The organism is Sphingomonas sp. CROZ-RG-20F-R02-07, from assembly GCF_022662335.1.
GTDB lineage: Bacteria > Pseudomonadota > Alphaproteobacteria > Sphingomonadales > Sphingomonadaceae > Sphingomonas.
This window is the reverse complement of record NZ_JAKNQJ010000001.1, coordinates 145821-158219: the sequence shown is the minus strand read 5'-3', so window position 1 is coordinate 158219 and position 12399 is coordinate 145821. Positions and strand designations below refer to the sequence as shown.

The 12399-nt window shown below is 67.1% G+C and carries 8 protein-coding genes; 2 read left to right on the top strand and 6 right to left on the bottom strand.

Going from position 1 to position 12399, the window contains the following annotated elements:
* Positions 1–17: 17 nt before the first annotated feature.
* From L8H00_RS00690 to folE, 3 genes are read right to left on the bottom strand one after another with little or no spacing between them, the layout of a single operon-like run.
* Positions 18–368 carry a dihydroneopterin aldolase gene (locus L8H00_RS00690; protein ID WP_242095299.1) on the bottom strand — a complete coding sequence of 117 codons (351 nt, stop codon included), beginning with the start codon at positions 366–368 and terminating at the stop codon, positions 18–20.
* Positions 361–1119, bottom strand: coding sequence for an SDR family oxidoreductase (locus tag L8H00_RS00685; RefSeq protein WP_242095298.1), 759 nt, complete (start codon positions 1117–1119; stop codon positions 361–363). The genes L8H00_RS00690 and L8H00_RS00685 overlap by 8 nt, the downstream gene beginning before the upstream one ends.
* Entirely contained in the window at positions 1119–1745 is a 627-nt protein-coding gene (gene folE, locus L8H00_RS00680; protein ID WP_242095297.1) for a GTP cyclohydrolase I FolE, read from the bottom strand. The genes L8H00_RS00685 and folE overlap by 1 nt, the downstream gene beginning before the upstream one ends.
* A gap of 224 nt (positions 1746–1969) precedes the next feature.
* Between folE and L8H00_RS00675 the strand changes: the two genes are divergently transcribed.
* Positions 1970–4969: a TonB-dependent receptor gene (locus L8H00_RS00675; RefSeq protein ID WP_242095296.1), complete on the top strand. Its 3000-nt coding sequence runs from the start codon at positions 1970–1972 to the stop codon at positions 4967–4969.
* On the opposite strand, the gene L8H00_RS00670 is transcribed toward L8H00_RS00675, so the two are convergent.
* Entirely contained in the window at positions 4970–7003 is a 2034-nt protein-coding gene (locus L8H00_RS00670; protein ID WP_242095295.1) for a protein-disulfide reductase DsbD domain-containing protein, read from the bottom strand. It lies immediately after the preceding gene.
* Positions 7004–7168: 165 nt separating this feature from the next.
* Between L8H00_RS00670 and L8H00_RS00665 the strand changes: the two genes are divergently transcribed.
* On the top strand, positions 7169–8686 hold the full coding sequence (locus L8H00_RS00665) for a hypothetical protein (RefSeq protein ID WP_242095294.1): 1518 nt from the start codon (positions 7169–7171) through the stop codon (positions 8684–8686).
* 12 nt (positions 8687–8698) lie between these two features.
* Here the strand turns inward: L8H00_RS00665 and L8H00_RS00660 are convergent, their stop codons facing one another.
* Together L8H00_RS00660 and metH are read right to left on the bottom strand one after the other, a co-directional pair.
* Positions 8699–9619, bottom strand: a complete 921-nt coding sequence (locus L8H00_RS00660; RefSeq protein WP_242095293.1) for a right-handed parallel beta-helix repeat-containing protein — start codon at positions 9617–9619, stop codon at positions 8699–8701.
* 140 nt (positions 9620–9759) lie between these two features.
* Positions 9760–12369: a methionine synthase gene (metH, locus tag L8H00_RS00655; protein WP_242095292.1), complete on the bottom strand. Its 2610-nt coding sequence runs from the start codon at positions 12367–12369 to the stop codon at positions 9760–9762.
* Positions 12370–12399: the final 30 nt, after the last annotated feature.

Genomic DNA, 12399 nt, shown 5'->3' with positions numbered 1-12399 from the left:
CACCCGACCAGCCCCCCTCACCGCCCGCGCATCACCTCGCAGCCGACGCGCGCGTCGGGATATATGTCCGCCTTCATCGTGCGGACGGTGACGCGCGTCACGCGGGCGTCGGCGAGACACAAAGCGGCGATCGTCTCGCACAGCGTTTCCTGGAGCGCGAAGCGGCGCGTGGCCGCCAGCGACAGGATGGCCTCGCGGACGAAATCATAGTCGAGCACCCGGTCGATCGAATCCTCGTCGAGCGGTGCGGGATAGTCGACGGTCATTGCGAGCGAGACGATCACGCGCTGCGGCTCGGCCTCGTGCGGGTGGATGCCGAGGCGGATCATCACCGACAGCGCGTCGAGGATGGTGGTGAATTCAGCCATGTGCGCCTTCCGCCGTCGCGTCCTCGAACATCACGTCGCGCGCCGAGGCGACGAAGCGCTGGCCGCAGTCGACGAAGAGATTCTGCCCGGTGACGCCATGCGAACCGATCAGGTACACCACGGCATCTGCCACCGCATCGGCGCCCACCGGCCGACGCAACAGGTTCCGGCTCGCGACGCTGGCGAACTGCTCGGACGTCTGGTCGCCGCTCGGCAGCGTGAGACCCGGCGAGACGGCGTTCACGCGGATCCGGGGGCCGAGCGCCTGCGCGAGCATCCGCGTCGCACCGTCCAGCGCCAGCTTGCCGCAGGTATAGGAGAAATAGTCGGGATTGAGGTTCGCGACCTTCTGGTCGAGGATGTTCACCACCGATCCGTCCGCCACATCGTCCTGCGCCGCCAGCGCGCTCGCGAGCAGCGAGGGCGCGCCCGCGTTGATCGCGCCCAGCGTCGCGAACAACGCCGGGTCGATCGCCTCGGGCCGGTCGAACAGGAACGCCGACGCGCTGTTCACCAGCCCGTCGATCGGGGCACCCGCCGCCGCGCGTGCACGGCCGATCAGCGCGGAGGCCTGCGCCAGATCGGACAGGTCCGCCTCGGCAGTCACCGCTCCGATCCGCGCCGCCACCGCGTTCGCATCGGACGCCGAACCATGGTGATGTATCACCACACGGTGACCGGCCGCGGCGAGCGCCTGCGCGATCGCACCCCCCAGCCGCCGCGCACCGCCGGTAACCAGAACGGTTCGCATCACGAGCGATGCCCCATCAACGCCAGCACCTCCTTGCGGCTGCGATCGTCATCGCGGAACACGCCCATCATCCGGCTCGTCACCATCGTCACGCCGGGGGTGCGTACGCCGCGCGCGGTCATGCAGGCATGGCTCGCCTCGATCACCACCGCCACGCCCTGCGGCTGCAGCTTGTTCCAGATACAATCCGCCACCTGGGCCGTGAGCCGCTCCTGCACCTGCAAGCGCCGTGCGAAGCCGTGAAGCACGCGCGCCAGCTTGGAAATGCCGACGACATGGTCCTTGGGAAGATAGGCGATATGCGCGCGGCCGATGATCGGCGCCATGTGATGCTCGCAATGCGACTGGAACGGGATGTCCTTCAGCAGCACGATCTCGTCATAGCCGCCCACCTCCTCGAACACGCGCTCCAGATGATGCGCCGGGTCGTCGGCATAGCCCGCGCAATATTCCTTCCACGCCTTGGCGACTCGGCGGGGCGTGTCGACCAGCCCCTCGCGCCCGGGGTCGTCGCCGGCCCAGGCGATCAGCGTGCGGATGGCGGCGGCGACATCGGCGGGCACGTCGCTCTGGCCGGGCGCGGCGATCAGATCGCCATCGTCGGGCGACGCGTGAAGATCATCCATGCGACGCCTCCGCCGATCCCGAGATGCCGCTACGGCCGTCGCCGGCCAGCAGGACATAAGTTCTAAAGAGCAACTGTTTCATTCCGGCAACATCTCCGTTGACCCGCGGCAAAGCGGGATAAAATTCGATTGACGGCCATTTTTTTTCGTCGCTAATCTCCGTACCGAACAATCGAACACCGCCGACGCAAGATCGGAGGGGGCTCGAATGGGGGGATGCTAGCATGAAAAAGACCGAACTGCTCGCCGCGTCGGCGCTCGCGTTGCTGATCGCTACGCCCGCCGTGGCGCAGACCGCCTCGACCACCTCCGCGCAGGATGGCGCGCCCACCAACGGGCCTGGGCAGGAGGCGACCTCCACGCCCACCGATGACGCCCGCACCGCGCCTGCGACGATGCCGGGCGACATCGTCGTCACCGCACAGCGCCAGTCGCAGCGGCTGCAAGACGTGCCGATCGCGGTCAGCGCCTTCACCGCCGAGAATCTGGAGCGGCAGCAGATCGTCAACCCGCTGGCGCTTCAGCAGACCTTGCCCAACGTCACCTTCACCAAGACCAATTTCACGACGTCCAGCTTCACGATCCGCGGCATCGGCGACCTGTGCACCGGCGCGACCTGCGACACCGCGACCGCGATCCACGTCAACGACATGCCGCTGGTGACGACGCGCCTGTTCGAAAGCGAGTTCTTCGATCTGGAGCGCGTCGAGGTGCTGCGCGGGCCGCAGGGCACGCTGTTCGGCCGCAACGCCACCTCGGGTGTCGTCAACTTCATCACCGCCAAACCCGATCTGTCGGGCATCCATTCGGCGGGCGAGTTCGAATATGGCAATTACGATTCGAAGCGCGTGAAGGCGATGCTCAACCTGCCCTTTACCGACACGCTGGGAATCCGGCTGGCGGGCACATATCTCAACCGTGGCGGCTATACCCACAACACCTACGACAACCGCGACATCGACGGGCGCGACCTGTATTCGCTGCGCGGCACGCTGTCCTGGGCACCGACGAGCGACACCCGGATCGACCTGATCGGCTATTATTTCCACGAGCGCGACGATCGCAGCCGCATCCAGAAACAGCTCTGCCACCGCGACCCGACCGGCATTCTGGGCTGCCTGCCCGATCGGCTCGCCTATGAAGAGCCGAACGGCAATTCGACGCTCGCCGCGGTGCTGAGCTCCAGCCAGTTGTTCGCCACGCAGGGCGGCGCCGGGCTGCGCCCGTTCGGATTGCAGGATCTGAACGGGACCGACACCTATGCCGGCGTCACCAACCCGGCCGACGTGCGCACCGTGAACATCGATCACGACCCGACCTATTATGCCGAAGAAGAACAATATACTGCCAAGGTCTTCCATGATTTCGGCACGGTGAACTTCACCTTCACCGGTGGCTATACGCGCAACGTCGTCGACAGCACGACCGACTACAACCTCGCGGTAGAGGGCCCGCTGGCCAACAATGCGGGGCTGGCCGCGCTCAACGCCTATGGCCGCACCGGCAGCCTGGCCCCGTTCCTCAACGGCGTGCGCCAGACGCTGATCCCGAACGGCACGGGCAGCGTGTGCCAATCGGCCGCCGATCCGAACGGCGTCGGCGTCTTCGGCGGCAACGGCATCGGCTGCTATCCGCAAAGCATCGATTTCGATCGTTCGCGCCAGGTGAACCGCCAATATTCGGCCGAAGCGCATATCGACAGCCATTTCACCGGTCCGTTCAACTTCCTGCTCGGCGGCATCTATGTCGACAGCAAATCGACCAACACCGATTATTTCGTCAACGCCTTCGGGCTGGATTACGCGTCCGGCATCTTGGGATCGGCCAAGGCGTTCGCCGCCGGCCTGCCCAATGGCAACGGCTATTTCCTCAGCACGCCCTTCTACCGCAACGCCGACGAGCAGTTCCGGCTGAAATCCTACGGCATCTTCGGCGAGACCTATTTCGCGTTCAACGACAAGCTGAAGCTGACGCTCGGCCTGCGCTACAATCACGACCAGAAGAGCGATCAGGCGCGCAACACCGCGCTCAACGTGCTCTCCGCGATCGGCTCGACGAACATCAACCAGGGGCTGAATTATGCCGCGACCGATTTCGACCCGAATATCGCCGGCACGCAGGAATATGCCTTCGCGCAGGTGAGCTTCTCGCGGCTGACGGGACGCGCGGTGCTTGATTACAAGATCACCGACAATAATCTGCTCTACGCCTCCTATTCGCGCGGGTATAAATCGGGCGGGATCAATCCGCCGCTGCTGCCGCAGTTCAACGTGCCGAGCACGTTTGGCCCGGAACAGGTGAACGCCTATGAGATCGGATCGAAGAACACCTTCGGCCATGGCCAGTTGCGGCTGAACCTGACAGGCTTCTATTACCAGTACAAGAATCTCCAGCTCAGCCGCATCGTCGCGCGCACGTCGGTGAACGACAATGTCGATGCCGACATCTATGGCGTAGAGGCCGAGGCGATCATCGCACCCATCCCCGCCTTCGTCGTCAACATGAACGCGAGCTACCTCCATTCGAAGGTGACGAGCGACAAGTTCCTCGTGAACCCGCGCGACGTGTCGGGCGGCCGGTCCGATGCGGTCATCATCAAGGACATCACCAACGCGTCGAACTGCGTCGTGCTGCCGACGGGCGCGGGCGGCGCCGCGCTCACCAACGGCTTCGTCAACGCCACGAACGCGGCGATCAACGCGGGCGCCTTCGCCGCGGCCGGCGTTCAGGGCGGCGCGGGGCTTCAAGGCACGACCGCGATCCCCAGCGTGGCGGCCCGGGGCGCGTTCGGCATCTGCTCGCTGCTGTCGGCGGTGGCGCCCGCCAGCGGCGTCCAGGTGCTCGACGGCGTCACCACCAACCTGCGCGGCAACCGCCTGCCCCAGGCACCGACCTATAAATTCTCGGTGGGTGCGCAATACACGATCGACTTCGCCAACGGCATGAGCCTCGTGCCACGCGCGGACCTCAACTATACCGGCGGCCTGTATGCCAGCATCTTCAACCAGAATATCGACCGCGTTCCGGGCTACGAGGTCATCAACATGCAGGTGCAGCTCAACGCCCGCGCCGACCGCTATTATATCCGCGGCTTCGTGCAGAACCTGACGAACAACAACGCGATCACCGGCCAATATGTGACCGATCAATCGTCGGGGCTGTTCACCAACATCTTCACGATCGATCCGCGGCGTTACGGCGTAGCGGTCGGGTTCAAATTCTGATTATTCGCCAAGCGTAGCAAGCATCCCCGGCGTCAGCACCTGCGGCAGCACCCGCGGTTCCGCGGCGCCGGGCGCGTAATAGAGATAGAGCGGCACGCCCGCGCGGTTGTGCGCCTGGATGAAGCGGCCGAGCACCGGGTCGCCATCGGTCCAGTCGCCCAGTAGCACCGCGACCTTATGCCGGCGGAACGCGGCCTGGACGCCGGCCGTCTCGATCGCGGCCTTTTCGTTCACCTTGCACGTCAGGCACCAGTCGGCGGTGAAATAGGCAAAGACCGGGCGGTTCGCCTTGCGCAGTTCCGCCAGCTTCGCCTCGCTGAACGGCGTGGTGCCCGCCACGGCTTCCGCACCGTGTGGCTGCGCCTTGGGTAGTGCCTCCACGCCGATCGCGAGCACCGCGATCAGCCCCAGCGCTAGCACGATCCCCGCGGCCTCGCCCCGGCGCTGACGCGTGCCAGCCCACCACAGCACGAAGCCGAGCAGCAGCGCGACGAGCAGCGCGAAGCTCTGCGCGTCGACGCCCGATTGCCGCCCGAGCACCCAGGCGAGCGCGATCGCGGTCAGCCACATCGGCACGCTGAGGATGCGGCGAAACGTCTCCATCCAGGCGCCGGGCTTGGGCAGCCGCCGCCGCAGCGCGGGCACGAACCCGATCGCGAGGAACGGCAGGGACAGCCCGAGCCCCAGGCCGCCGAACACCGCGAGCGCGGCGGGCCATGGCAGCACCAAAGCCGCGCCCAGCGCCGCGCCCATGAACGGCCCGGTGCACGGCGTCGCGACAAAGGCGGCCAGCGCGCCGGTCGCGAACGAGCCGCTCACGCCGCTATTGCCCGCGAACCGCGGCATCGGCACCTCGAACAGCCCGGATAGGTTGAGCGAAATCGCCACCGACAGCAGCAGCAACACGACGATCGCGCGCGGATCCTGCAACTGGAACGCCCAGCCGATCGCGCTGCCCCCCGCGCGCAGCGCCAGGATCGCGCCGCCCAACGCCAGCAGCACGAGCACCACGCCCGCAGTATAGGCCAGCGCGTCGTGGCGCGCGGTGCGCGCATCCGTGTTGCCGCGCGCGAGACTGAGCGCCTTGAGGCTGAGGATCGGAAACACGCACGGCATGATGTTGAGGATCAGCCCCCCCAGCACCGCGCCCGCAAAGGCGACGAGCGTGGCGAGCAGCACGCCCTGCGCGGGCGCCGCAGCCCCCGTGTCCGCGCCGATCGCGCCCGGCACCGCATGGACCGCGAGCCCCTGCCCCGCGCCGATCCGCAGCACGCCGTCGATCGGGCCGGTTGCGGCCTTGCCCCTGGTGGCGATCGTCAGCGTGTCGCCGTCGCGCGATACCGTCTGCGGCGCGGCATAGTCGATCGCGCCGGCGGTGAGCGGGAAGAAATAGGCGTTCGTCACCGCTGCCGCCGCGGGATAGGGCACCGCGATCCGCACCGCGCCATCCTTGCCAACGGCATAATGCGCCACGGCATCGAGCGGATGCGGGATCGCGCGGCGCCAGCCGTCGAACGCGCCGCGCGCCGCCGGGTCCACCGCGCCGTCGCCGACGGTCAGGTCGAGCGCGAGCGTCTGTTCCTCGGGAACGCAGATCGTGTCGGTGCAGACGAGATAATCGAGCTTCAGCCGGATCGGCAGCGGCGTGCCCGTCGCGAGCCCCGCCGGCACTTGGAGCGGGACGAGCGGCGCATAGGGCGCCTCGTAGACATAGTTCATCAGCCCCGCGACGAGCAGCGTTCCCGGCACCGGGTAGCGCGCCTCGCCCGCCGTCATGCCCTTCGGCAACGTCCAGCCGAAGCGCGCAGGGAAGCCCGCATCGCCCGGATTCTGCCAATAGCCGTGCCAGCCCCGCTCGGGCCGGGTGTCGATCGCGATCGTCAGCGGCGCGCCGGCGCGCGGGTGCGCGCTTTCCGCGACCAGCCGCATCGCGAGATGCTGCGTCGGCGGCCCCAGCGTATCGGCCAGCGCGGGCCAGGCGATCAGCGCGAGAACGAGCGCGAGCGCGCGGGCGACGAGGCGGAAACGGGTCATAGGCGCGGCATAGCGGGGTATCTCGGATTTTGCATCAGCCGCGCGGTACCGTGCCGAATGACGCTGCACCGCGCCGATTTTGCGCTAAGCGTCCCACCCCTGCGCTTCGAACAACCGGCGGAACACCTATTGTCGCAACACCCCGACGACCGCCCCATCTTGCTCATGCGCCTGCCGATCATGGCGTTGCTCGCGATCCTGGCCGCGCTGCCGCTGCTTTTCACCGCGATCCCGCCGCTCACCGACGTTCCCGGTCATATCGGCCAGTTCTCGGTACAGACCGCGGCGGCGGGCGACGCGGTGCTGCGCTATTTCAGCTTCAACTGGGCGCTGACGCTCAATCTCGCGAGCGATCTGATCGTCCAGGCGGTCCATCCCTGGCTGGGCGTGGTGCCGACGGTTCGCCTGCTCTGCGCGGCCACCCCGGCACTGACGGTGATCGGGATCGCCGCGATCGCGCGCACGACCAATCGCGCGGGCGCATACGCCCTGCCCTGGGCGCTGCTGTTCGTCTTCAACCTGCCGTTCCTCTGGGGCTTTCTCAACTTCGCCTTGAGCGAGGCGCTCGCGCTGATCGTCTTCGCGGCATGGGTGGCGCTGGAGCACGCGCCGCGCCGGCGGGCGGTCCTCGCTATCGTCGCGGTGCCGGTGCTGACCATCGGCCACGGCGTCGCCGGCGTCGCGCTGATCGCGATGATGGTCGGTCACGCGACATGGGCCGGTTCGCTCCATCGCCCGCGGGCGTGGAACCGGGCGGCCATCCGCGCCGCCGCGATGACGCTGTGGCCGCCGGTACTGGCGGCGATCGCCACGCTCGTCCTGTGGAAGGCGGTGGGGTCGTCGGATCGCGGCGCCACGCTCTGGCTGTTCCCGCGAAAGCTGGGGGCGATCCCAGCAACGCTGCGCGACCAGAACAAGCTGTTCGACATCGGCTCGGTCGCCGCCTGCCTTCTCGTCTGGCTGCTGGGCTGGCGGTGGGGCGCACGGCTGAACGGCGGCGCGGCGGGTGCGGTGATCCTCGTGATCGCGCTGTTCCTGGCCACGCCCAGCATGATCAGCGGCAGCGACGAGATCGATACGCGTCTGGCGCCGCTGATCCCGATGCTGGCGCTGGCGATGCAGGACTGGTCGCGGGTCGATCCGCGCCGGCGCCGATGGATCCTGCTGGCGGGGCTGGCGCTGCTGACGGTCCGCTTCGCGGTGACAACCGTCAGTTTTGCCCGCTACGACCAGCGTTATCGGCGCGAGCTCACTGCCCTGGATCATGTCCGCTACGGCGCCCGCGTCTTCAATCTGGCCGAGGTGAGCTGCGACCGCTGGCGGTCGGAGCGGCTGGAGCATCTCGGCAATCTGGCCACGACGTTTCGCGGCGCCTGGGTCAACGCGCATTGGAGCGTGCCCGGCCTTCATCTCCTCCAGGTGACCTACCGGCCCGCCCCGGCCTATTATGACGACCCGTCGCAAATGGTGTTTCCGGCGCGCTGCGTCGATCGGGATTTCAAGCCCTATGCCAATTACCGCCCCGCGCAGACCGCGCTCATGGCGCTGCGCACCCTTCCCCTGAACAAAGCGGATTATCTCTGGCTGACGGGCGTGCAGCTACCGCCCGGCCATCATGATCGCCGCCTCCGCCGGATCTGGCGCGACGACATCAGCGAACTCTATGCGATCGTTCCCGGCTGAGCGCCGGCGCGGTCAGCGTGTCTCGAACGGGCGGATGCCCGCGCCCAGCCGGTTCGCGCCCACCGCCAGCCGATCGTGGCTGAGATCGGCGACGAAGGCGGGGCTGGTGGTGTCGCCCGGCGACAGGCGCGCATCGTTGTTCTCGATCCGCAGCCCGGTCGAGCGATAGGTCTTCGCCTCGGCCGACACGACGATCAGGCCGGAATGGTTTTCCTTGTTCCGCCCCTGCACGAAGACGTTGCCCGCGATCAGCCCGGTCGCCCCTTCGGGCAGGTCGATCATATAGTTGGTCTTGCGCCCTCCGGTATCGTCGAAGCTGTTGTCGGTGATCGATACGTTGGGCACGCGCAGCTTCACATAGTGGCCGCCGCGCCCGCGCTCGAAGCGCGAATGCGTGATCGACACGCTGCCGCGGTTCGCCAGATAGATGGAATGCGCGCAATCGGGCGTCTCGTCGCACTGGCCGAGGCCCGAGAAGGTGGACCGGTCGATCGCAATGTGCTGTGCGGTCGGCTCGCCGCCCAGCACGCCCTCCTGGCTGTCGAGGAACATGGCGTTGGTGATGGTCAGGTCGCCCATCTCGGTGCGCACGCCCGCGCCATTGCCGTCCGCCACGCGGATGCCGCGAAAGACGAGGCCGTCGACCGTGGAGCCCTGCCCGCGCAGCACCAGCACCGCCTTGCCCTCGCATGGCGCGCCGTCGAAGATCGCGGTGCCGGGCTGCTGCGCCTTGAAGGTGATCCGCCCGCCCGCCTGCACCGCGCATTGGTGATAGACGCCGGGCGCGATCAGGATCGTGGCCGTTCCCAGCCGCACCGAATCCACCGCATCCTGCAACGTCGCGAAGCCGTGCCCGTCGATGGTGAAGGGTGCGGTGCCCTGCGCGGCGGCGGGAGCGGCAAGGAGCAGGGCGAACGGGAGGAACTGGCGCATGATGGGTCCTTTTCGCGGGGCAGCGTGGACGCGGAGCCGGTGGTTCGGCAAGCCACAAAGGACGTTAACGGCACCTACGATCGCGGGCAGCGTTGCGAACCTGTTCCCAGGGGAAAGGCCGGGGAACAGGAGGGATGCGCTCAATCCAAATTGGGCCGCAGCCAGCGCTCCGCCGTCTGCACCTCCACGCTGCGGCGGACGGCATAATCCTCCAGCTGGTCCCGGCCGACACGGGCGACGCCGAAATACTCCGCCTGCGGATGGCCGAAATAGAAGCCCGACACCGCCGCCGTAGGAAACATCGCGAAACTTTCGGTCAGTTCCAGCCCGGTCGCCTCCTGCGCGCCCAGCAGTTCGAAGAGGATCGGCTTCAGGCTGTGATCGGGGCAGGCCGGATAGCCGGGTGCAGGGCGGATGCCGCGATATTGTTCCTTGATGAGCGCGTCGTTGGTCAGTTGCTCGTCGGGTGCATAGCCCCAGAGCTCCTGGCGGACATGGCGGTGCAGCCGCTCGGCAAACGCCTCGGCGAAGCGATCCGCCAGCGCCTTCAGCAGGATGTCGTTATAATCGTCGTGCCCCGCCTTGAAGCGCGCGATATGGTCGTCGATGCCGTGGATGCCGACCGCGAAGCCGCCGAACCAGTCGCCCGCGGGATCGATGAAATCGGCGAGGCACATATTGGCGCGCCCCTCGCGCTTGGCGATCTGCTGGCGGAGCATGGGCAGGCGCACGTCGCCATGATGGCTCACCACCACGTCGTCGCCCTCGCGCCGTGCCGGCCACAGCCCGACCACGCCGCGCGGCGTCAGCCACTTCTCCGCCACGATCGTTTCGAGCATCGCCTGCGCATCGGCATAGAGCGCGCGAGCGCTTTCGCCCACCACCGCATCGTCGAGGATGGCGGGGAAATTGCCCGCGAGTTCCCAGGCGCGGAAGAACGGCGTCCAGTCGATATAGTCGCGCAGATCGGCCAGATCCCACGCGGCGAAGACATGCAGGCCAGGCCTGGCGGGCGCGGCGGGCTTCAGCGCGAAATCGGCGGCGAAGCCGCGTTCGCGCGCCGTCTCCAGCGGCAGCAATTCGCTTTGCCCCTTGCCCGCGCGCGCCATCCGCACCGCCTCATACTCGTCCGCGGTCTTCGTCACGAACTCGTCGCGGATCGTGTCGGAGACGAGCGTCGAGGCGACCCCAACCGCGCGGCTGGCGTCGAGCACATGCACCACCGGACCATCATAGGCGGGCGAGATGCGCAGCGCGGTGTGCACCTTGGACGTGGTGGCGCCGCCGATCAGCAGCGGCATCGTCATGCCCGCGCGCTTCATCTCCTCGGCGACCGTCACCATCTCGTCGAGCGAGGGCGTGATGAGGCCGGACAGCCCGATCATATCGGCGTCATTCTCGTTCGCGGCCTCCAGGATCTTCGACCAGGGCACCATGACGCCCAGATCGACCACGTCGAAGCCGTTGCACTGGAGCACGACGCCGACGATGTTTTTCCCGATATCGTGCACGTCGCCCTTCACGGTCGCCATGATGATCTTGCCCTTGCCGCGCGCGCCGGGCTCCTTGGACGCCTCGATGAAGGGCAGCAGATGCGCCACCGCCTTCTTCATCACCCGCGCCGACTTCACCACCTGCGGCAGGAACATCTTGCCCGATCCGAACAGGTCGCCGACGACGTTCATGCCGTCCATCAGCGGCCCCTCGATCACCTCGATAGGCCGGCCGCCGGCATCGTCGATCGCCTGGCGGGCCTCTTCGGTATCCTCGACGACGTGGAGGTCGATGCCCTTCACCAGCGCATATTCCAGCCGCTTGGTCACCGGCAGGCCGCGCCATTCCGCCGCCGCCTTTTCCGCCACCGCGTCGGTGCCGCGATATTTCTCCGCGAGCGCCACGAGCCGGTCGCCCGATTCCGGATCGCGGTTGAGCACCACGTCCTCGACCGCCGCGCGCAGCTCGGGATCGATATCGTCATAGATGTCGAGCTGGCCGGCGTTGACGATCGCCATGTCCATGCCAGCGGGGATGGCGTGATAGAGGAACACGCTGTGCATCGCGCGCCGCACCGGCTCGTTGCCGCGGAACGAGAAACTGAAGTTCGAAAGGCCGCCCGAAATGTGGCAATGCGGGCACCGCGCCTTGATCTCGCGGCAGGCCTCGATGAAGTCGACGCCGTAGTTATTGTGCTCCTCGATCCCTGTCGCCACCGCGAACACGTTGGGATCGAAGATGATGTCTTCGGGCGGAAAGCCGATCCCGGTGAGCAGGCGATAGGCGCGCTCGCAAATCTCGACCTTGCGTTCCTTGGTGTCGGCCTGCCCCACCTCGTCGAACGCCATGACGACGACCGCGGCGCCATAGGCCATGCACTTCTTCGCCTGGGCGAGGAACGGCGCCTCGCCCTCCTTCATGCTGATCGAATTGACGATCGGCTTGCCGGAGACGCATTTCAGCCCCGCCTCGATCACGCTCCATTTCGAACTGTCGACCATGAAGGGGATGCGCGCGATGTCGGGCTCGGCGGCGATCAGCTTCAGGAACGTCGTCATCGCGTGGTGCGCGTCGAGCAGCCCCTCGTCCATGTTGACGTCGAGCACCTGCGCGCCCGATTCCACCTGCTGGCGCGCGACCTCCACGGCGGCGGGATAGTCGCCCGCCATGATGAGCTTCTTGAAGCGTGCCGAGCCGGTAACGTTGGTGCGCTCGCCGATATTGACGAAATTGGTGGAGGAAATTGTGCTAGTCATTTTCAACATCCGTTCGCCCCGAGCGTGTCG